This window comes from Ferdinandcohnia sp. FSL W7-1320, assembly GCF_038050315.1.
Lineage (GTDB): Bacteria > Bacillota > Bacilli > Bacillales > Bacillaceae_L > Ferdinandcohnia > Ferdinandcohnia aciditolerans.
Map to the genome: position 1 here is coordinate 2,774,638 of NZ_JBBPAM010000001.1, position 22,183 is coordinate 2,796,820.

At 38.2% G+C, this 22,183-nt stretch carries 20 protein-coding genes; 12 read left to right on the top strand and 8 right to left on the bottom strand.

Translation table 11 applies throughout. The features are described 5' to 3' along the window. Nucleotide 1 precedes the first annotated feature (1 nt). Nucleotides 2-1,516, top strand: coding sequence for a tripartite tricarboxylate transporter permease (locus NST91_RS13825; protein ID WP_341331606.1), 1,515 nt, complete (start codon nucleotides 2-4; stop codon nucleotides 1,514-1,516). Between the two features lie 40 nt (nucleotides 1,517-1,556). On the opposite strand, the gene NST91_RS13830 is transcribed toward NST91_RS13825, so the two are convergent. Together NST91_RS13830 and NST91_RS13835 are read right to left on the bottom strand one after the other, a co-directional pair. Further along, nucleotides 1,557-2,228 (bottom strand): response regulator, encoded by a 672-nt coding sequence (locus NST91_RS13830; RefSeq protein ID WP_341331607.1) that lies wholly within the window; start codon nucleotides 2,226-2,228, stop codon nucleotides 1,557-1,559. 5 nt (nucleotides 2,229-2,233) lie between these two features. Further along, nucleotides 2,234-3,832, bottom strand: a complete 1,599-nt coding sequence (locus NST91_RS13835; protein WP_341331608.1) for an ATP-binding protein — start codon at nucleotides 3,830-3,832, stop codon at nucleotides 2,234-2,236. Nucleotides 3,833-3,971: 139 nt separating this feature from the next. On the opposite strand from NST91_RS13835, the gene pdhA reads away from it, so the two are divergent. From pdhA to NST91_RS13855, 4 genes are read left to right on the top strand one after another with little or no spacing between them, the layout of a single operon-like run. Continuing rightward, complete coding sequence (gene pdhA / locus NST91_RS13840) at nucleotides 3,972-5,039, top strand: pyruvate dehydrogenase (acetyl-transferring) E1 component subunit alpha (RefSeq protein ID WP_246006379.1); 1,068 nt, start codon at nucleotides 3,972-3,974, stop codon at nucleotides 5,037-5,039. A 13-nt stretch (nucleotides 5,040-5,052) separates the two neighbouring features. Next, nucleotides 5,053-6,033, top strand: coding sequence for an alpha-ketoacid dehydrogenase subunit beta (locus tag NST91_RS13845; RefSeq protein ID WP_341331609.1), 981 nt, complete (start codon nucleotides 5,053-5,055; stop codon nucleotides 6,031-6,033). 18 nt (nucleotides 6,034-6,051) lie between these two features. After that, nucleotides 6,052-7,317 carry a dihydrolipoamide acetyltransferase family protein gene (locus NST91_RS13850; RefSeq protein WP_341331610.1) on the top strand — a complete coding sequence of 422 codons (1,266 nt, stop codon included), beginning with the start codon at nucleotides 6,052-6,054 and terminating at the stop codon, nucleotides 7,315-7,317. Between the two features lie 48 nt (nucleotides 7,318-7,365). Beyond that, nucleotides 7,366-8,283 carry a malate dehydrogenase gene (locus tag NST91_RS13855; RefSeq protein ID WP_341331611.1) on the top strand — a complete coding sequence of 306 codons (918 nt, stop codon included), beginning with the start codon at nucleotides 7,366-7,368 and terminating at the stop codon, nucleotides 8,281-8,283. Between the two features lie 45 nt (nucleotides 8,284-8,328). On the opposite strand, the gene NST91_RS13860 is transcribed toward NST91_RS13855, so the two are convergent. Continuing rightward, nucleotides 8,329-9,660, bottom strand: coding sequence for an NAD(P)/FAD-dependent oxidoreductase (locus tag NST91_RS13860; RefSeq protein WP_341331612.1), 1,332 nt, complete (start codon nucleotides 9,658-9,660; stop codon nucleotides 8,329-8,331). A gap of 148 nt (nucleotides 9,661-9,808) precedes the next feature. Here NST91_RS13860 and NST91_RS13865 point away from each other — a divergent pair, with 148 nt between their 5' ends. Continuing rightward, on the top strand, nucleotides 9,809-10,537 hold the full coding sequence (locus NST91_RS13865; RefSeq protein ID WP_341331613.1) for an ABC transporter ATP-binding protein: 729 nt from the start codon (nucleotides 9,809-9,811) through the stop codon (nucleotides 10,535-10,537). After that, nucleotides 10,534-11,286 (top strand): ABC transporter permease, encoded by a 753-nt coding sequence (locus NST91_RS13870; RefSeq protein ID WP_341331614.1) that lies wholly within the window; start codon nucleotides 10,534-10,536, stop codon nucleotides 11,284-11,286. The genes NST91_RS13865 and NST91_RS13870 overlap by 4 nt, the downstream gene beginning before the upstream one ends. 111 nt (nucleotides 11,287-11,397) lie before the next feature. Here NST91_RS13870 and NST91_RS13875 read toward each other — a convergent pair whose 3' ends face one another. The 5 genes from NST91_RS13875 to NST91_RS13895 all read right to left on the bottom strand — a co-directional run bounded on the left by NST91_RS13875 (nucleotide 11,398) and on the right by NST91_RS13895 (nucleotide 16,970). Then, a complete protein-coding gene (locus NST91_RS13875; protein ID WP_341331615.1) occupies nucleotides 11,398-12,108 on the bottom strand; it encodes a cell wall hydrolase in 711 nt (236 codons plus the stop codon). A gap of 177 nt (nucleotides 12,109-12,285) precedes the next feature. Continuing rightward, on the bottom strand, nucleotides 12,286-12,981 hold the full coding sequence (locus NST91_RS13880) for a FadR/GntR family transcriptional regulator (protein ID WP_341331616.1): 696 nt from the start codon (nucleotides 12,979-12,981) through the stop codon (nucleotides 12,286-12,288). 108 nt (nucleotides 12,982-13,089) lie between these two features. Further along, on the bottom strand, nucleotides 13,090-14,640 hold the full coding sequence (locus NST91_RS13885; RefSeq protein ID WP_341331617.1) for a Na+/H+ antiporter NhaC family protein: 1,551 nt from the start codon (nucleotides 14,638-14,640) through the stop codon (nucleotides 13,090-13,092). Nucleotides 14,641-14,779: 139 nt separating this feature from the next. Next, nucleotides 14,780-15,643: a fumarylacetoacetate hydrolase family protein gene (locus NST91_RS13890; protein ID WP_341331618.1), complete on the bottom strand. Its 864-nt coding sequence runs from the start codon at nucleotides 15,641-15,643 to the stop codon at nucleotides 14,780-14,782. A gap of 157 nt (nucleotides 15,644-15,800) precedes the next feature. After that, complete coding sequence (locus NST91_RS13895; protein WP_341331619.1) at nucleotides 15,801-16,970, bottom strand: M20 family metallopeptidase; 1,170 nt, start codon at nucleotides 16,968-16,970, stop codon at nucleotides 15,801-15,803. A gap of 209 nt (nucleotides 16,971-17,179) precedes the next feature. On the opposite strand from NST91_RS13895, the gene NST91_RS13900 reads away from it, so the two are divergent. The 5 genes from NST91_RS13900 (at nucleotide 17,180) to NST91_RS13920 (ending at nucleotide 22,171) form a co-directional block, all read left to right on the top strand. Next, entirely contained in the window at nucleotides 17,180-17,311 is a 132-nt protein-coding gene (locus NST91_RS13900) for a YjcZ family sporulation protein (protein WP_099353023.1), read from the top strand. A gap of 226 nt (nucleotides 17,312-17,537) precedes the next feature. Next, the gene (locus NST91_RS13905) at nucleotides 17,538-18,458 is read left to right on the top strand and encodes an NAD(P)/FAD-dependent oxidoreductase (protein WP_341331620.1); all 921 of its coding nucleotides are present in this window, start codon (nucleotides 17,538-17,540) and stop codon (nucleotides 18,456-18,458) included. 997 nt (nucleotides 18,459-19,455) lie between these two features. Beyond that, nucleotides 19,456-20,811 (top strand): aspartate aminotransferase family protein, encoded by a 1,356-nt coding sequence (locus NST91_RS13910; RefSeq protein ID WP_341331621.1) that lies wholly within the window; start codon nucleotides 19,456-19,458, stop codon nucleotides 20,809-20,811. A 20-nt stretch (nucleotides 20,812-20,831) separates the two neighbouring features. Continuing rightward, nucleotides 20,832-21,524 (top strand): CoA transferase subunit A, encoded by a 693-nt coding sequence (locus tag NST91_RS13915; protein WP_341333537.1) that lies wholly within the window; start codon nucleotides 20,832-20,834, stop codon nucleotides 21,522-21,524. After that, nucleotides 21,509-22,171 (top strand): 3-oxoacid CoA-transferase subunit B, encoded by a 663-nt coding sequence (locus NST91_RS13920; protein ID WP_341331622.1) that lies wholly within the window; start codon nucleotides 21,509-21,511, stop codon nucleotides 22,169-22,171. The genes NST91_RS13915 and NST91_RS13920 overlap by 16 nt, the downstream gene beginning before the upstream one ends. The last annotated feature ends 12 nt before the right edge of the window (nucleotides 22,172-22,183 follow it).

Consider the following 22,183-nt stretch of genomic DNA (forward strand, 5'->3'; position numbering starts at 1 on the left):
TATGGAAACTGTTCAATTACTCCTTTCTGGGTTTGCGGAAGCAATTTCGTTACAGAACATGCTAGCTGCATTAATCGGGGCGATACTTGGTATCATTATAGGCGCCATACCTGGATTGGGATCAGCATTAGGAGTCGCCTTGCTTTTACCATTAACCTTTGGGATGGATCCAATTACAGGAGTAATCATGTTGGCCGCTGTATATTATGGTTGTATGTACGGAGGTGCATATAGTGCCATATTAATCAATATTCCCGGTGATTCTGCAGCTATTACAACAGCGTTTGACGGGTATCCGCTAACTCAAAAAGGAAAACCAGGTAAAGCATTATTTTCAGCTAATATGGCTTCGTTTATTGGAGGGACGATTGGAATATTGGCTTTAACGTTTATTGGCCCCCCATTGGCTGATCTAGGGCTAGCTTTTGGACCAGCAGAAGTTGCGTTATTAATTCTATTAGCACTTTGTTCAGTCGGTTGGCTTCTAGGGGAAAGCCCTTCGAAAGGTGTTGCTGCAACTGTTCTTGGAGTTATGATCGCAACAGTTGGCGTAGATGCTATGTCAGGGCAAGCCAGATTTGCATTTGGTTCAGATCAATTACTAAGTGGACTCGAACTTATTCCAATGATTATAGGAATGTTTGGCTTTAGCCAAGTAATCATTATGATTACTCAAAAACTCAATGTCAAAGAGACAAAGAAGCTATCATTTAAGGAAAGTCTATTAGATAAAAAAGATACAAAACGGATTGCAATACCTAGTATTCGCTCAGGTATACTTGGTACTTTTCTAGGAGTATTACCAGGTGCAGGTGCTACAACAGGTGGATTACTTTCCTATGTGTTAGAAAAAAGAGTTGGTAAAAATAAGAAAGAAATGGGAAAAGGAGCTATGGAAGGAGTTGCAGCTGCAGAATCAGGTAATAATGGGGCTGCAGTTGGTGCGTTTGTGCCTTTGCTCTCACTTGGAATTCCCGGTTCTGCCACAACGGCTATATTATTAGGTGGGTTAATCATGTGGGGACTAGACCCAGGGCCACTACTATTTAAAAGCAATCCTGATTTTGTTTGGGGATTAATTTCATCCATGTATATAGGAAATATTATTAGTTTAATTGTGGGATTAGCCTTTATTCCAATCTTAATGAAAGTCATTCTAATTCCAAATTCACTAATGGTGCCGATTATAACCGTTATTTGTATTATTGGTTCATATAGTGTGAATAACAACATGTTCGATGTTTGGATTATGTTGTTTGGCGGTGTTATTGCATACATCCTCCAAGAAAATAATTATCCTATAGCTCCATTATTATTGGCGTTTGTATTAACACCAAAACTCGAAATGTCTGCACGTCAAGCATTTAGTCTTTCAAATGGGAGTTTGGATATCTTTGTTGGCAGTACAATTTCAATAATCATTTTGTTATGTATTACATTATTTATCTTTGCACCATTCGTATTAAAAGTTTTTAAAAAGAAGAAAAAAGAATTAACGGAAGACATACCAGCATGAGGAATAAAGAGGGAAATTCCTCATACTGTTCAATAAGAATTTATATTTTAATAGAATAAAGTTTTTTAGGGCGTCCCTTATCGGAGTATTCTAAATCTAACACAATTTCATCATTTTGAATCATGAATTCAATATACTTACGTACGGTAAGGGTAGAAATTTTTACGAGTTTACTAAGTTCTGTAATCGAAAAGGATCTCTTTGCTTTCTTAAGTTCATCTCTTATTAAGGTAAGGGTTACAGGATCAATCCCTTTTGGTAAAACAATTTTTTCTTCTGTTAAAGTAGTCGAGTAGAGTTGATCGATGTCTGATTGACGAATTCGTGGTAGTGAGTGAAACATTGTCTGTCTTTTTTCATAAAAAGCAAGTGATGTTTGGAATCGTTCAAAACCATATGGCTTAAGGATACAATCAACAACTCCATGACGCAGTGCTTCTTCGATTAAATGAGGAGCATCTGCAGCAGTAACGAGAATCACATCGACCATCACGTTCTTATTACGCAATACTCTTAATAATTCAATACCAGTCAACTCAGGCATATAGACGTCTAATAAAACGAGTTGTGGTCGGAGATTCATAATTTGCTGTAGAGCATCTTTACCATTTTTCGCATGACCTATGAGCGAAAAGGAGGTCATTTTTTGTAAATAATCAGCATTGATTTTAGCAACCATTGGATCATCTTCGACTATGAAGGTTGATATCATTGTAATCATCCTTTCAATATTTGATTATCCATTTTTTTTGGAATTTGCACACTAAAACAAACTCCATCATTTTGTGAAAAAGTGATTGAGCCATTTAATAAGTTTTCTACATGATGTTTCACAAGGAATAATCCATAACCTAAAGTTCCTTTTGAAGAATAGCCTTTGGTGAAGATAGTTTGAACATTCTCTGCATTGACACCGCTTCCATTATCTTCAACTAAAATAGTGAGATGATTATCTTTGTCCAAAAATGTAAGCTGTACTTCTCCAGATGGTGTATGTTTAACCGCATCAATCGCGTTTTGGAGTAGGTTACCGATAATAAGTGCTACACTATCAACTGGAATTTTGGGAGGTAATGTTCCAATTTTACTTCCAGGAGTAAAGGTAACTTTCACGTTTAACTCGATTGCTTGTTGGATTTTACCTAATAAAAGTCCAGAAATTTTAGGTTCTAGAATATTTCGTGTTAAAAATTCTAATAATTTTTGTTGCTGAAAATTCGTGTTGGAAATATAAGCTTTAACTTCATCATAGCGATTTAATTCTATTAATCCTGATATCGTTTGAAGTTTATTAGAAAATTCATGAGTTTTTGCCCGCAAACCATCAACATATTCATTTACACCAGTTAGATCTTCAGCTAAGCGTCTAACTTCTGAGATGTCATGAAATGTAATGATATGTCCCCAAATTTTATTCTGTTTAGAAATGGGGTAGTAGTTTGCTAATATCACCGTATCATTCACAAATAATTCCATATTTTGGTGATTAAGAGGGGATTTTAATAGTGAAAATTCATCCATAATTTCGGAAAGTTTTCTTTTATCGATGTCTTGAGGAAGGTTTAGAATCTGCTTTGCCGCTGAATTTATAAGTGTAATATTATTTTCTTGGTCGGTAGCAATTATTCCTTCGCTTAAAGATTCTAGCATTGCCTCCCTTTGGATGAAAAGCTTAGCAATCTCCTCAGGTTCATGATTATGTAAGATTTTCTTGATTTGTTTTGCAAAAATAATAGCTGCAAAAATTCCAATTGAAAACGCAATTAAAAGCGAATAAACAAGTAAATCCATATTTCTTTGTACAAAACCACTGATGTTCTTTTGAGAGTATCCAATTGCTAGGATTCCTAGTTGTTGACTTGTATCAGGGTCGATAACGGGGACCCAAGTTCGTAAGGTAGGCCCAGATATTCCGTTTGCATAAGAATAATAGGCTTGACCAGAAAGAGCTCTTTTTATATCATTACCGGTTACATGAAAGCCAATTAAGGATGAGTCTGGATGGGTATATCGAACACCATCCTGATTCACTAGTACAAAAAAAAGTTCTTTATCTGATTCATTCAAATAGTCTTCATAGACTTCTTGGAGATCAACCCTTTTATCTGATTCTTTTAAAGCTTCATGTACTGCGGGCATCTTAGAAATAAGATGGGTAATTTCAAGAGCGTTTTCACCAACTGTCTCTTCAATCGATTTTGACAGAATAATGTAAGATAAATAGCCGGAAACAATTAAGACAATAGCAATGACAGAAGTGGAAAACAAAATAATTTTAGCTTTCAGGGGAATCCGTTCAAAAACTTTTGGAAACAAATTTGACTCACTTCCTTTAGCATACAAATAACGAGAGAAAAGTCTGAATTTAAAGAAAATAATATATTTATAGTTAAAATGATAACATGTATTCCTTTTGTGTCAATAAATAGTTCATTCATTGTAGGGAGGAAGTATGATGGAAACAAAAACATGTGATTTAGTCCGTAGAATTGGTGATGATGGCCAGCTATTACAAAACAAGACTCTGAATCTATCAGAATATGAATTACGTGGGCTTTATAAAAAAATGCTAATGGCCAGATTATATGACGAACGGGCATTTCGTTTACAAAGGCAAGGAAGAATAGGAACTTACCCTCCGTATAGTGGGCAAGAAGCTGCCCAAGTAGGTAGTGCTTTTGCCCTCGAAAAGGGAGATTGGTTGTTTCCTTATGGAAGAGACTTAGCAGCTTGTTTTACTTTTGGCAAGGACATGAAAACTGCCTTGCTTTATGCAATGGGCCACAAAGACGGAAGTCTTGTTCCAGACGACGTAAATATTTTTCCATTAGCGATTATGATTCCTCCTCAAATTCCTCAGGCTGTAGGTGCTGCTTGGGCAAGTAAATTAAAGGGAGAAGATCGAGTAGCCTTAACGACATTTGGAGACGGTGCTACCTCGAAAGGGGACTTTCATGAAGGTCTTAATATGGCTGCTGTATTAAAAGTACCAGCTGTATTCCTTTGTCAAAATAATAAATGGGCCATCAGTGTTCCAATTGAAAAACAAATGGCAACTGAGACCATATCCCAAAAAGCATTCGCTTACGGTATGCCAGGGGTTCGAGTAGATGGGAATGATGTATTAGCAGTCTATGAAGTTACGAAAGAAGCGATTATGCGTGCGCGAAATGGAGAAGGGCCAACGTTAATTGAAGCGGTTACATACCGAGTTGGACCACACACAACATCAGATGATCCAACTAGATACCGTGAAGATACAATTGCCCAAGAATGGAAATCAAAAAGAGATCCGGTATTTTTATTTAAAAACTTTCTCCTTAAACAAGGACTTTGGACTGAGGAAGAGGACGCTGAAACAGCAGAAAGAATGAAGAATGAGATAAATGAAGCTGTAAAAGAAGCTGAAAGCACAGCAAAAACGAAACTTTCAGATATCTTTGATCATGTTTATGAAACTCCAACCACTGACTTGATTTTACAAAAAGAAGAAATAAGTAGTGAGCAATTTATTACTAAATAAGGGGGTTACAACAATGCCGGTCAAAACAATCGTTCAGGCTGTAAACGAAGCAATGGAGATAGCTCTAGAACAAGATCCGAGCGTTATGGTAATGGGACTTGATGTAGGAACAAATGGAGGTGTGTTCAGAGCAACCGAACAGCTTCAAGAAAAGTTCGGAGAGCATAGGGTTGTAGATACACCACTCGCAGAATCTGGTATTGTCGGCACAGCAATTGGCCTTGCTGCAAATGGAATGAAACCAATTGTCGAGCTACAGTTTATGGGGTTTATTTATTCAGCAATGGACCAACTTTGTTCGCAAGCAGCGAGAGTAAGATTCCGTACCGGTGGAAGGTTTACTGCTCCAATGGTCATCAGAGGACCCTTTGGAGGCGGAGTTCATGCATTAGAACTTCATTGTGATAGCTATGAATCTTTCTTTACACATACGCCTGGTTTGAAAGTGGTTATTCCAAGTAGTCCATATGATGCAAAAGGATTGTTATTAGCAGCAATCCAAGACCCCGACCCTGTTGTCTTTTTTGAACCAATGAAAATATATCGTTCTGTAAAAGAAGAGGTTCCTGATGAAGCATATACGATTCCTCTTGGGAAAGCCAAAATTGTAAAAGAAGGAGAGGATCTTACAATTGTTAGTTGGGGAGCTCCAGTACATATCGCAAAAAAGACGGCCGAAAAATTACAAAGCGAGAAGGGGGTATCTGTTGAGGTTATTGATTTGAGAACTTTGGTCCCTTTTGATACAGAAACAGTTATTAACTCAGTGCGGAAAACCGGTAGAGTCATTGTCATGCATGAAGCGGTTAAAACAAGTGGTTTTGGGGCCGAAGTCGCCTCAAGAATTATGGAAGAAGCATTCTTGTATTTGGAGAGTCCAGTTGAAAGAGTCACAGGGTTTGATACTCCATATCCTTTTCCACAGGTAGAACATGAATGGATGCCAAACGAAAATAGACTCTTACGCGCTGTTGATAAAGTATTACATTACTAATCTTTTGGAGGTGATGAAATGATTTATGAATTTAAATTACCTGATGTAGGTGAAGGAATTGCGGAGGGAGAAATTGTAAAATGGTTTGTTACAAAGGGAAAGACCATTAATGAGGATGAGCCAATTGCAGAGGTTCAAACAGATAAAGCCTTGATTGAAATTACATCACCTGTAAGTGGGAGAGTAAGGGAAATTTTCTACGAAGAAGGCGATGTTGCCGAGGTAGAATCGGTTATTATTAGCTTTGAAATTCAAGATAAGCAGGCATCATTGGAAACTATCAATGAATCGGTTAATGAACAGGAAACAGGACGATTTGAAAATAAAGATGAAAAGCTATCATCCAAAATGGGCAAAAGACGAGTAATCGCAACCCCAACCGTTAGAAGAATTGCCCGTGAACTAAATGTGGATCTATTACAAGTTGTTCCATCCGGGAAAAACGGCAGGGTCCTCGCTGAAGATGTTCATAAGTATAAGGAAGAAAAAAAGCAAGTAAAGCCAACGAAGGAAAAAGTTTTTAAGCAGGAAAGGGAAGCAAGTTTTGAAAATAATCTAATCCAAACAGGAGAAGAGGTAGTAGAAAGAGTTCCACTAAGAGGTTTGCGACGAAGTATTTCAAAGAAAATGACACAATCTACACAAATCGCTGCCCAGTCTACAATTTTAGAAGAAGTAGATGTCAGTAAGCTTGTTACACTGCGCAAGGAAATGTCCATAAAAGCGAAAGAAACAGGGGTTCATCTCACATACTTGCCGTTTATCATAAAAGCATCTATTTCAGGACTAAAGGAATTCCCTTATCTAAATGCTTCAATCGATGATAAGAAAGAAGAAATCATATTAAAAAAGTATTTTAATATTGGGGTTGCGACCGATACACCAAATGGACTCATTGTTCCAGTCATTAAACAAGCTGACCAAAAGAGCATGTTAGCACTTGCAAGTGAAATTACAAATTTAGCTGAGAAAGCACGAAACAATGCTTTATCTATGGAACAGTTGAAGGGTGGAACCTTTACAATCACAAATATTGGTTCAACCGGTGTTGGACTCTTCGGTACACCAATCATTAACTATCCTGAGGCAGCCATCCTTGGAATACATCGTATTCAGAAAAAGCCAATCGTTACAGAAGACGAAGAAATTGTTATTCGTGACATCATGGGGATTAGCCTAAGTTTTGACCATCGATTAATTGATGGGGCAATGGCTTCATACTTTTTAAAGCATTTCATAAGCTATTTAGAAAATCCAAATCTACTATTTATGGAATTGGTGTAAAGGGACGTTATCCAGTACTAATTTTCAATATGAAAGGTGTTGAAAGAATTGAAGGTAAGTATTTTAGGAGGCGCAGGTACTCTAGGAGCAACAACAGCATTTGTACTAGCTCAACAAAACCTTGTCGATGAAATTAGCTTGATTGACCTGAAAGAAAACATTGCTGCAAGTCACAAAATGGATATGGAGCAGGCAGCAGCTGAATTTTCATCTGTAGAGATTACAAGTGGTGATTTTTCAATGCTACAAGCTTCTGACATTATCATCAATACAGTGGGAATACCCGAAAAACAAGTGCAATCACGGATGGACTATTTGGAGGGTAATTATAAAATTATCCAACAAATTTCTAGTCATATTAATCAATACACAAAGAATCCGATTATCATTTCAGCAACTAATCCCTTAGATATTATTCACACGCTATTACAGGACTTAGTTGCAATTCCAAAAAATAGAATGATAGGTTTCTCTTTAAATGATACATTCCGTTTCCGTTGGGCACTATCAAAAGTTTTACAGGAGCCAATTGAGAACATAGAAGCCTTTGTGTTTGGTGAACATGGGGAAGATCAAATTCCAATTTTTAGTCGTATTTATATTAATCAAAAACAAATTCAGCTGGCAGAAGAACAAAAACAACTCGTCATTCAAATAATAAGAAATTGGTTTTCTGACTATCAATCCCTGAATTCAGGAAGAACTTCAGGGTGGCTTTCTTCTATAAATCTAGTAAAGATTACTAAAGCAATCGTTGAAGATACAAAAGAAATTATTCCTTCGTCAGTGATTGGGAAGGACGGAATTTCGATTGGTCAAGCAGCAAGAATAGGAAAAAATGGCGTAGAAGCGATTGAAGAAATTCCTCTTACATTGGAAGAGACCGAAGAATTTAATAGAGTTAAACAAAAAATAAATGAGCAAGTCAAACTGATACACGAAGGAATTACCTTACACAAATCATAACGCCTTTTAAAAACTAACCGGTAAAAAAAGGGAGACTGTAATTAATTACAGATTCCCTTTTTTCGTTAACCCATTCCTCAAAACCGCTAAAACAATGCTTGGTTTCATCAAAATTGTCATTGGATGTTTTAAGTTCATCACTTTTATAAAAGAATCATAAATCTGGATGTCTTTAGCTGATAAAAGAAATACCTGCCGGGCATACCATTGGAGAATGGGGAGTCCAACAGGTTTTTTACCGGTTGTTTCCTGATAGCGAAAATCCTCTGTAAGCACCATGTTCCATATCGGAGCAATGATTTGAGATGCCTTTTTATGAAAATCACGAGATACATTTTCCAACGATTGATTTTGTAAAGTTTCTTCTAAAGCAAGTGCTTCTAACACAGCAATGCTCATTCCTTGACCAAAAAACGGATCAATTCTACATATTGAATCACCAATCATGATAAGACCAGCCGGAAAGTTATTGATTTTCTCAACTTTTCTCCATGAGATTTCTGGAACGCGAAAAACAGAAATACCGGTAAGAGGCTTGGCAGTTTGTAATGTCTGATAGATATCATTCTTCTGTAACCTTTTTGCAAGGTGTAATAAATTATTTTCTTTAACAACCTCTTTTTCATAAATACAGTCATGGTATCCTATGAATGTAACCAAATATCGATTCCCCTCGACCTTTGAAATGGAACCTGCAAGTTTTTCGTGAGGTGGGTTAGGGTAAAGAAGCTTGATCTTCCAATCCTGGTTATCATTTTTGGGCAATTCCACAATTTGACTAACGTAGGTTAAATCAATTTTCACTTTTTCAAGCGGGATGTGTATGGCTTGATCATTCAACCAACGATATGTAAAACTACTTGCACCACTCGCGTCCACAATCAAATCAGCATTTATCACACTGCCGTCTTTCAACACAACGCCGATCATTCGATTGGTTCCCTCGTCATATACATATTCTTTAACGGTTTGCTTGTATTGGATAGTTATGTTCTTAAACTCTTTTATGGATTGGTTTATATGCCATTCCAAGTGTGGTCTAGTTTGAAGAGTGGTTGTGTAACCACCATCATAGCGCTGCTTCCAAACTCCGTGGTGATGCCAAGCAAGGTCTTTTGTTGAATTAATCTTCACGGCTCCTGTTGAATAAAACTTTTCAGTGATTCCAGGAAAAAGCTTCTCAAGTCCTTGTTCACCTGCATGTAACAATGCATGAATATGATTCCCTTGCGGCGCTCCTTTTCTTGGGATGGGTGAAGTAGCTTCAGCATCACGCTCTATAATAATCACTTCTCGAAAAGAATCAGAAAGAACGCGCGCTGCTAATTTTCCCGCAATTCCTCCGCCAATTATGATAACTTTATCCTTATGCTGCAATAAAAACACTCCTAATTACTTTCATATATTAATATTTTAAATTGCCTTTGACAAAAAAGGTACATAATATACAAAAATGAATTAAAATTTATCTATTCATCAGGCTCATATGTTATCTTATTGATATCGCATTAAAGGAAGTGAATAAATGCAAACATTAAACCGAGCGATTCATTTTAACAGGGTTAATTTTCATGCGGATGAAAAACATATTTTAAAAAATATTACGGGATCCTTTTATGAGGGGACGATTACTTCATTAGTTGGACCTTCCGGAGCGGGGAAATCAACACTCTTAAAGCTTTGTAATGGGCTTTTGTCACCAAATTCAGGTGAGATATACATAAAGGAAAAAGACATCCAAACATATGAACCAGTTGAATTACGTCGTGCAGTTGGAATTGGCCTGCAAAATGCTCCTATGGTAAATGGAAATGTTTATCATAATCTTGCTTTACCAATGACACTTCAAGACAAGGAATTATTAGAAAAAACAGCCAAGGATTTATTAGAAGATGTTGGGTTAGAAGAGGAATACCTAAATCGAGATGTCCGTGATTTGTCAGGTGGACAACGACAAAAGGTATCCATTGCACGTACGCTTGTCAACCATCCGCAAATTTTGCTATTGGATGAAATAACATCCGCACTCGATCGAATTTCGAAACATGAAATTGAGGAACTCATCGTAAAAATCAACCAGAAGTACAATGTAACCATCATCTGGATTACCCATAACCTCCAACAAGCCATTGAAATTGGCAATTATGTATGGGTTATGATGGAAGGGGAAGTTATTGAAACAGGTGAGAGTACATTGTTGAAATCTCCGAATCATGAAAAAGTAAAACAATTTGTGAAGGGGGAGATGGATTGAGTACACTTGCTTTAGCAATAGCCCTAATTTTTGTACTTATCCCAATTTTTTTATCAAAAACATTTAATCTAGGATTGGAAAAAGACACGACCATTGCAGTTGTCCGTTCAATCATACAATTATTTGCTGTCGGCTATATTTTAAAATTTGTCTTCGATACAGAGAGTCTCATTTATATTTTTCTAATGGTCATTGTCATGATTGTTGCAGCTACTCAAAATGCGAGGAAAAAAGGCAGGGCCATCAAAGGGATCACCTGGAAAATCGCTGCTACCTTAATTTTTATGGAGGTGTTAACTCAAGCAATTTTACTTGGATTCCAGATTACACCTGCAACAGCCCAATATATCATTCCAATCAGTGGAATGGTTGTTGGTAACTCAATGGTTCTTGCCATTCTATTTTTAAATCGATTTACGTCGGAGGTTGACAGCCATCAGGAGCAAACCGAACTTATCCTATCCTTAGGCGGGACACCAAAACAAGCAATCCATACACAACTGATTACGTCGATCAAGGCAAGTATGATTCCTACCATTGAAAGTCAAAAAACAATCGGACTTGTTCAACTACCGGGTATGATGAGTGGTCAAATCATCGCTGGCGCAAATCCCATTCAAGCAGTTCAATTTCAATTACTCGTGCTCTTTTTACTCCTAACCACAGCAGCTGTAACAAGCATTATGCTCGGATTTTTATCGTATCCAACATTATTTAACCAACGTATGCAATTTTTGAAGATGAGGTAATAATGGATAAAATCAAAAATGCCTGAACCTCATAAGGGTTCAGGCATTTTTTCTATAGTGAACAGGAACTTCACTAGTTCCCTAACTTATTTTCGAATTCATAAAACCAAATTAATGTTTAAATACGTGCCGACCAATTTTAACAGCAGTTGTTCTTGAATCTAACCAACGATTTGTGGCAATTGCTGGGTTATAGAAGAACAATGCGTCTTTCGCAATATTTCGCATTTCAGTGAGTGCTGCGCGCACTGCTTTTATCGACTCTTCATCTGCAGGTTTATTAATTTGACCATTTCGTACAGGTTGGAACTGGCCACGCTGATAAATTACATCTCGAATCGTATCAGGGAATTTCTTACTTTCTACACGATTTAACACAACTGCTGCAACAGCTACCTTTCCTTCAAAAGGTTCTGCTTGAGCCTCAGCTCGTACAATCCTTGCTAACAAATCTAGTTCTTCTGAAGAAAAATTGTAATTTGTAGAAACACTTTTAACTTCAGTAACTACTTTCTCCGCTTTTACCGTTTCCTGTTTAACTTCTTGCTTAGCTGCTGCAACTTCCTGTTTCTTTTCAATGTGCATACCTTCAAATAATTTAGGTGAGTTATCATCTACTTCTGCATTTATATGTTGACCTACGACAATCAGGTCTAAATCTTCTACTTGCGGGTTCATCACTGCTAATTCTTCTAAAGTCATACCATGTTTATGTGCGATTTCTGACATCGTGTCGCCTTTTTGTACAGTATACGCAAACGCTTGATCTGCAAAAAATAGAGATGCTATAAAAATCGCTAGTCCAAATAGTATTTTTTTCATAGTGATAGTCCTCCTAGTTAATTTAAGTACTGGGTAACTCTCTATGACTCATTTCTATGAAAAAAATAAATAGATTAGTATTACAGTTTCTTTACAGGTAGATTACAACCTGTCTATCTTCCAAAAACTAGTAAATAAAAACGGTTCCCTTCTAAAAAAAAGAGAACCGTCCACAACTCACTGTTGGCTCCTTTGTACGTATCCTTCAACACTATTGATGTGTTGCACCATGAGTTCGCTAGCACGTTCTGCATTCCGTTCCTTCATCGCTGTAAAGATTGCTTTATGGTAATTAAGGGACTCGTTCATTACCCCATATACAGTCACTCCACTTTCCTGAGCGTGCTTCACTAAATTATTTATCGATTCATACAGGTTGAATAAAACAAGGTTTTTCGATGCTTTCGCAATCTTTTTATGGAATAGCAGGTTCGAACGAACATATTCTGTTTGATTGTTTTCACGAATGGAAAGTTCCAAATCAACAATGGTTTGCTCGATTTCATCAAAGTCTTTAGAATTTGCCCTCGTTGTTGCCAGGTATGTTAATTCTTTTTCTAAAAATCTACGGGCTTCAAAAATATCTTGCCATTGGGCAGAGGAAAAATAGAGCTGGAACATGAGGGAGTCAGAGAAAAACTTATCATGGTTACCTGTGATAATCGTACCTTTCTGTGTCTTTTCAATTAAACCTTGCGCCTCCAAAACCTTCAGTGCTTCCCTTAGTGAAGGCCTACCCACACCAAATAAATTCATTAGTTCTCGCTCTGGGGGAAGTTTATCTCCTTCATTAAGTTTACCTTGGAGAACAAGGTCCTTAATTTGGTTAACAATACTATCTGTAACATTCATACGTTTCACTGGTTTAATCATTTTTCTATCACCTTTCATATCGATTGCAATAATGGTAAATTTTCTCTAGATTACTAGAAAACACCCCCCTTATAAAATAAGAAGGGGGGATGAGGAGAAGTATTTTGTTTATTTGGCAATCTCCCCATTTAAGGTGTGAGTCTTGTTGAGCCGCATTTTAAATAAATATGCACCCACAACCATGACTAGAATAGCTGTTATCAAACCGATCACAATATTTTGTGTAAATCCTAGGACGATGAATCCAAAGATAGAAGAAACACTGGAAAGCATTGCATATGGGAGCTGTGTCACCATATGATCGATAGGGTGGACCGAGCTTCCAATCGATGCAAGAATCGTTGTATCAGATAAAGGAGAAGTATGCTCTCCAAATACAGTTCCTGCTAACACGGCACCAATGACCGGAATTAGGAAAGTAACATCAATTGTTGCTACGATCTCAGCACCGATTGGAATCATAAGACCAGCTGTCCCGAGCGTACTTCCAATTGAATAAGAAATAAAAGCTGCGAAAACAAAGAAGATAACAGGTAACCAAGCAAGTTGTAGATTTCCATCAATTAATGTTGCAAGATAATTTCCAACTCCTAAGGAAGAGATGACTTTAGCTGTAACTAATGCAAGGAAAAGAATAATAACGCTTGGCAATGTTGTTTTAATACCAGCGAACGTAGAAATCTTTAAATGTTCGCCAGAGGTTTTTTTCATTAGCAATCTTGTTAAAATAACAAGGTCGGCTGCAATCGCACCATATACCAAGGAAAGAATAATGTCTGTATTAATTAACACATCAAAAGCTGTGATTGGTCCTTCGGCACTTGAGCGTCCAATCAAAATAGCAGAAATCACAGTTACAATAATTAAAGTTAAAACAGGGAAAAGTAAATCAGCCATTTTTCCATCATTTCTTGTTGGAAGTTTCGTATCTTCGGAACCTGGTACCTTACCACGTTTTGTATCAAATAAAATATCTTCTTTAACTGCGCGTTCTTCATCGCGCCGCATTTGGCCGACATTTATTCCAAAATAAGCAACGATAAATACAAGGACGATGGTAGTAATTGTATAATAATTGGTAGGTATTGCTAGTAAAAACGCTTCTAAAGCCTGATAGGAGGTAATCTCAGTGTCAGTTAGAACACCTGCGATGATTGAAGTGATAAAAGCCGCAAGTCCTGAAATGGGTATAAGTAGAGCGATTGGTGCAGAGGTTGAGTGGATTAAATAGGAAAGTTTAGAGTGCGAAACTTGGTATTTATCCGTTACAGATCTCATTACGCTACCACGAAATAGACAACTAAATGCATCATCAAACCATGTGAAAAACCCGATTAACATTGTCGCCATTTGAGCTTGAACTCTCGTTTTGGCAACTTTTACTCCCCATTCGGAGAAAGCATAAATGCCACCTGATAGATAGAGAAGGGAGGAGAGTATGCCTATTAACACAACGAACAACAAGACTTTGCCGTCACCTATTAGTACATCGGCCATAATGTGGTAAACGTTCACAAAACTATCAATGATATTCCATTGATTATAAAGCAGTGCACCAATTGCGATTCCAATACCTAATGCCAAAAATAATCTCTTTGTAATTAGAATAATAGCAATCGTAACAATCGGTGGAATCAGTGAAAATATAGTACCTTCCATTTGGTCGCCCCCTTTAAAATATCCCACAATTGCAATCGCTTACAATTGTTATGAAAAATCATTCGTGACCGGTAATCATAATGGGGTAAATTCAAGCAGAAGCCCACAAATCTAGTCACGAATGAATGTGCGAAAAAGGTTACTCCGCAATCCTATTGACTAATTTACCTAGCCCTTCAACCTCACAGACCATTACATCGCCAGGCTTTAACCAAATTTTTTCCTTCATGCCTAAAATTACGCCTTCGGGTGTTCCTGTAAAAATCACATCACCTGGTTCAAGGGTCATTGTTTGAGATAAATCACTGATCATTTCAGCAATCGGGAAAATCATTAGCTCTGTATTTGAGTTTTGGCGTAATTCTCCATTTACCCAACATTTCAATTCTAAATTTTGAGGATTTGAAACTTCTTCAGCTGTTACAAGATAAGGTCCAATTGGAGCAAACTGGTCAATCGCTTTACCATATGTCCATTGGTTGGTCCTTGTTTGAAGATCCCGTGCAGAGATATCATTTCCTGTCGCATATCCAAAAACATAATCAAGCGCTTCCCCTTGTGAGATATTTTTTGCTTGTTTACCCATCACCACAACCAACTCAACCTCGTAGTCTACTTGCTTCGTTGCAGGGGGTGGTACAATATCCTCGTTATGTGCGGCAAGACTATTTTGATATTTAGAGAAATAAATTGGGTAATCCGGAACTGTAAAGTTTGCTTCTTCAACATGAGCACGATAATTTGCACCGGAACAAATGATTTTATTTGGCGTTTGTACAGCTGGTGCATATGTAATACTAGTTTCGTCTAAGAAATCATTTGCTACCGATACAATCTGCTGAAGTTGTTCTTTTGCAGGCTGGCCATTTAAAATCACTTCATTGATTGAAGCAGGGGCAATCAAACCTGCTTTTTCAGCAGTATCCCGCACATCAATTATGCCGCTATCTGTCTTAATACCTAAACGAACACCATCTGAAGCTCGAAACGAAAGTAATTTCATACACGTCACCATCCTGATTAATTTTAAAACACATGCTGTACCTAGATGCATGGTCTTACCATAGAATATTGTACAAATTATCTTTTTAGAACATTAACAAAACGATTTAATCAAAAAAAGACGGCACCTAAATTACAAGGAACCGTCTATCATTCTCTTATCTTTTATTTTTTTCAAATTCTGTTTTTATTGATTCCAGTAATTCTGGGTTTGATAGAATTTTATATCCTGTTACTGCCATTGTTTTCGCACCAAGAATCATAGCTTCTTTACCTTGATTGCTTAAAGCTGCTTCTCGAAAACCGTGTGTGTGACAAGCAAAAGGCTCATCACAAATTTTTACATATGGATGAATAGAAGGGGCAACTTGACTGACATTCCCCATATCCAATGACCCAGTGCCCTCTGACCGTTCGTTGATCTCCTCAGGATTAACGCCTAATTCAATTAACGTATCATTAAAGACATTTGAGAGTTCTTCATTTGTAATCATGTCATCGTAAGAGAACTCATAATTTGACCATTCCATTGTAGCTCCTGTTTGAAGGGCAGCACCTTCTGCACATTTTTTCACCTTTTCTACCAGTTCATTTAAATAGGCACGTGAGGAAGCACGGACATAAAATTGTGCAACAGCATAATCTGGAACGATATTTGCAGCTTTTCCACCTTCTGGAATGACTCCATGGATGCGTGCGTCTGGTGTAATATGCTGTCTTAACGCATTAATGCTGTTGAACGTTTGAATCACAGCATCAAGCGCATTTATGCCTTCATGAGGGCTTGCGGCAGCATGTGCCGCTTTTCCGAAAAATTCAAATTGGATTGCGTCCATTGCAAGGGAAGCACCACTTTTTTCGTATTGGCTAAGTGGGTGAACCATCATCGCGACGTCAAGGTGATCAAAAATACCTTGTTCCGCCATCGTTACTTTTCCGCCCTTCGTCTCTTCAGCTGGAGTACCATATACAACCACTTTTCCCCCAGTTTCAGAAAGGACCTTTGATAATCCAATTCCAGCTGCAATTCCCATTGTCCCGATTAGATTATGACCACATGCATGTCCCAAATCAGGGAGAGCGTCATACTCAGACATAATTCCGATCGTCGCACCAGGTTTACCACTATCAAATGTAGCTTCAAACGCAGTAGGGAGGCCAGCTGTTCCTATTTCTACATTAAAATCATGTTTCTTTAGTTCATCCGTTAAAATTTTACAAGCTTTGAATTCTTCATGACCAAGCTCTGGATTGGCACCAATATATGCACTAATTTCATAAAAACGATCTTTGTTTTCTTCGATAGCTTTAAGTATTTCTGCTTTCATAATGACCCTGCTTTCTGATTATAGGTTTCTATTGGGTAATTATAAAACATCCTGTATAAAAATTCAATTAAACTCTTTGTCTACTATACTATTTTTAAATAATAAAAAAAGAAATAATAAAAAGTCCCAAAAAATAGGCACTCGCACATACAGTACAACCCATAGGCTCATATCTTAACAGTGTAAGAAAAAGAAAGGGAGATGACACTATGCATTACGGATATCATGATCACTGCGGACATGGATATGGATATGGTGGATTTGGATATAACAACAGCTTTGTATTAATCGTTGTACTATTCATCTTGTTAATAATTGTCGGAGCTTCTTACGTACGATAAAAAATATACAGAGCTAAAGAGAAGGTTCCTTTCACAACTAGTGAAAGGAGCTTTTTTTTGTTATTCGGTTTAAAAAGAGGTAAGGCTGGTGGTTTATCATAAAAATATTATGTAAAGTTATTTTTTTGTTTAACCATAATTACATTATGTAAACTTACTTTTTTTGAATAGAATCCTCTATTATAAACAAAAGATAAAAGGTATATGTCTTATACGAGGTGAAAGTATGTCTGTACAATATGATGTTACAATTATCGGTGGAGGTATTGCTGGTCTACAGGCAGCAATCCAACTTGGACGATATAAACATAAAATAACAGTGATTGATTCAAATGACGGACGTTCCACCATTTGCAGGTCTTACCATAATATTTTAGGCTGGCCAGACGGTGTGAGTGGACAAACTTTAAGAAAACTTGGAAAAATGCAGGCTGAAAAACTTGGTGTTTCTTTTATACAAAATGAAGTTACAAAGGTTGAAAAAGCGGATGGGATATTTAAGTTATATTGCCGCGGTGGAGATACCTATTTTGCTAAAAGGTTGTTACTGGCAACAGGTGTAAAGGACAATATTCCTCCCATCAAAAACATCTACAAATGCCTTGGTTTATCAATATATGTATGTCCTGATTGTGATGGATATGAAGTAGTAGACAAACATGTAATTGTGATCGGTTCTGGAAAATCTGGTGCAAACATGGCACTCACTCTAACCTATTTTACAAAAGACATCACATTTATTAATCATGATTGGAAAAAACTTGATAGCGAATTGTTGTCAAAGTTAAAGCAAAACGGAATCACACATATCCAGGATGATACGGAGGAAGTATTGCTTGAAGAGGAATCCTCAAATTTTGTCGGTGTTCGCTTGAAAAGTGGAGAAGTCATACATGGGGACAGAGGATTTTTGGGGTTTCCAGGAAACGAAGTCCGTTCCGAACTAGCTACCCAGCTTGGCATTGAACGAACAGAAAATAAGCATATCATCGTTGATCCCAGGACAAAAAAGACAAACGTCGAGCATGTATGGGCAGCTGGAGATATAGCCGTGCACTCTGAACAAACAACGATTGCCATGGGAGACGGCATGCAAGCAGCCATTTGGATACACAAAAGCCTTTTAGAGGAAAAAACCTGCAATTAACGAAATTATCAATCCTTACATACATATGATGTAATAATAGGCTTTTATCTATTGTATCCGCTTACTAAAATAGCGTTTGTATAAGAGAAAGTTGATGAAGGGGATTCGGTGGACATTTCGTTTGGTTTTCCCCTTCATCGTGGCTATGAAGGGGATTCGCAGGGGAGATTTCGTTTGGTTTTCCTCTTCATCGGGGGTATGAAGAGGATTCGCGGGGAGATTTCGTTTGGTTTTCCTCTTCATCGGGGGTATGAAGGGGATTCGCGAGGAGATTTCATGTGGTTTTCCTCTTCATCGTGGCTATGAAGAGGATTCACGGGGAGATTTCGTTTGGTTTTCCTCTTCATCGGGGGTATGAAGGGGATTCGCGGGGAGATTTCGTTTGGGTTTCCTCTTCATCGGGGGTATGATGGGGATTCGCGGGGAGATTTCGTTTGGTTTTCCTCTTCATCGTGGCTATGAAGAGGATTCACGGGGAGTTTTCAGGTGGTTTTCCTCTTCATCTCGGTTATGAAGGACTATACGGCCAAGATCTCACATGCTAAAGTCCTTCATCAGCACTATGAAGGACCCTACGGCCAAGATCTCACATGCTAAAGTCCTTCATCAGCACTATGAAGGACCCTACGGCCAAGATCTCACATGCTAAAGTCCTTCATCAGCACTATGAAGGACCCTACGGCCAAGATCTCACATGCTAAAGTTCTTCATCAACACTATGAAGGACCCTACGGCCAAGATCTCACAATGCTAAAGTTCTTCATCAGCACTATGAAGCACCCTATAGCCAAGAGCTCACATGCTAAAGTCCTTCATCAGCACTAAGAAGGACCCTATGGCCAAGATATCACGTGTTAAAGTCCTTCATCAACCATAAAAACATAAAATTCCTAGTCCACCATCCACAGCTCAATTTTTACAAATCAAACACAAAACACGCAGCATACCATTACCATAATAGGACTGTAATACCATTTTTCGTGAGGAGGGGTTCGCGATGGACGCAACCCGCTTGATTAAACCTTTATTGGATAAGGAATATCCGATGATTAGCCATGGGGATGGAATCTACTTATACGACACAAATGGAAAAAGATATATCGATGGCTCTTCAGGTGCCATCACGGCTAGCATCGGCCATGGCGTGAAAGAAATCATTGAAGAAATTGAAAAACAGGCTAACAAAATAACATTTGTCTACAGGTCACAGTTCACAAGTGAACCTGCAGAAAAATTGGCTAAAAAATTAAGTGACCTAGCAAAAGGCGGTGAATACTGGTCTTTTTTTGTGAACAGTGGCTCTGAGGCGACGGAAACGGCCATGAAGATTGCCATTCAGCATTGGCAAGAAAAAGGGATTAAAGGGAAAAACAAAATATTGTCACGTTGGATGAGCTACCACGGGATTACGATTGGTGCACTCTCAATGTCTGGACACACCGGAAGGAGAGCTCGCTTTGTACCATTATTAGAAGACTTTCCGACCATTCAACCACCGTATTGTTTCCGATGTCCTTTCAACGCCACTTATCCAGCTTGTAATCATATGTGTGCAACCGAGCTAGAACAAGCGATTAACAGAATTGGGGCCGATCATATTGCCGCATTTATTGCCGAGCCAATTATCGGAGCTGCGGGTGGTGCCATTGTCCCGCCTCCTGGTTATTATCAGGTGATTAAAGAAATCTGTAAAAAACACAATATCTTGTTTATTGCTGATGAGGTCATGACAGGAATGGGCCGGACCGGAAAGATGTTTGCCCTTGAACATTGGGACACACATGCTGACATCATTGCACTTGGAAAAGGTATGAGTGCGGGGTACACACCCATTGCCGCAACCCTCGTTAGTGAAAAGGTAATGGAACCAATTCAAAAAGGCTCAAAGCTAATTATGAGTGGACACACCTATAGTGCGAACCCGCAATCTACAGCTGTTGCGTTAGCAGTCGTCAGCTATATTGAAACTCATAATCTAGTTGAAAAATCTGCGAAAAACGGAAAATATCTTAATACCAAACTAGAAGAATTGCAAAAAAAGCACCCGATTATCGGCGATGTTCGTGGAAAAGGGCTGATGTGTGGAATCGAATTCGTATCCGACATGATCACAAAGTTCCCTTTTAAAAAAGAAATCGACTTAACTTCACTGGTTGTCAGTCAAGGTCAAAACAATGGATTGTTACTATATCCGGCTGCAGCTGGCATTGAAGGGGTCGGTGGTGACGCTATTCTTGTAGCACCGCCTTTAACAATTACAACTCAACAAATTGATGAGTTAATCGAGCTCCTTGATCAAACATTTGAAGATGTTGAGGCAGAACTACAGAAAAAAGGAATCATTTCAACATAATCTGGAGGTGACCATAATTGATTGAAAATCGATACAATAAGATTTCAACTCTAGAAGATGCACTCACACATATCAATGATGGAACAACGGTAATGTTTGGGGGATTTGGTGGAATAGGAAGTCCCCCAGCGTTAATAGACGGATTGCTAGAAAAAAATGTGAAAGATTTGACGTTGATTGGAAATGACACCGGCTTTCCCAACATCGGAATTGGGAAACTTGTCAGTCGAGGACACGCGAAAAAATGTATTGTCTCCCATATTGGTTCGAATCCAGTTGCAGGTCAATTGATGACGGATGGAAAAATGGAAATCGAATTTTCACCCCAAGGCACACTTGCTGAACGAATCCGTGCAGGTGGTGTTGGCCTTGGTGGTATTTTAGTCGATGTTGGAATTGACAATGAAATCGTATCAAATGGAAAACAAATCATTCCAGTCGACGGCACAAACTATCTATTAGAAAAGCCTTTAACAGCGGACATTTCCATTCTTTTCGCTAAAAAGGCCGATCCATTTGGAAATCTTGTCTATGATAAGAGTGCCAGAAACATGAATCCGCTTGTTGCCATGGCTGGGAAATTCACAATTGCCGAGGTTGAGGAAATTGTTCCATTAGGAGAATTAGATCCAGAAGAAATCGTAACACCCGGAATCTATGTAGACATGATTATTAAGAGCAGAGGGGTGAATTGGAAATGGGTATGGGAGTAGATGTTCGCAATCGGATTGCAAAACGGGCTGCACAGGAAGTCAAAGATGGTATGATTGTGAACCTAGGAATTGGTATTCCTTCCCTCGTTCCAAATCACCTCCCTGAAGGGATTAATGTCATGATTCATGCTGAAAATGGCATTTTAGGGATCGGTCCAAGCCCAGAAAAAGGGTCAGAAGATGAGAATATTTGTAACGCCGCGGGCTACCCCGTAACCACCATTACAGGTTCGTCCTATTTTGATAGTTCAATTGCCTTTGGTATGATTCGGCGGGGTTATATTGATATAACCATTCTTGGATCACTTCAGGTTAGTGAAAAAGGAGACCTCGCGAACTGGATTGTTCCAGGTAAACGTGTACCTGGGATGGGTGGTGCAATGGAGTTAGCGCAAAAAGCAAAAAAAGTGATTGTTTTAATGAACCATGTCGATAAACATGGAAACTCAAAGATTGTTAAAGAGTGCAGTTTGCCTTTAACCTCTAAAAGCTGTGTTAATCTTATCATTACCGATATGGCCGTGATTGAGGTAAAAGAGGATGGCCTCCATCTATTAGAAGTGATGACTCCTTTTACAATTGAAGATGTGATAAAAAATACGAGTGCCGAATTGAAGTGGGATGAAACCATTTCACAACTAACCTAAAGGGAGGGGAAG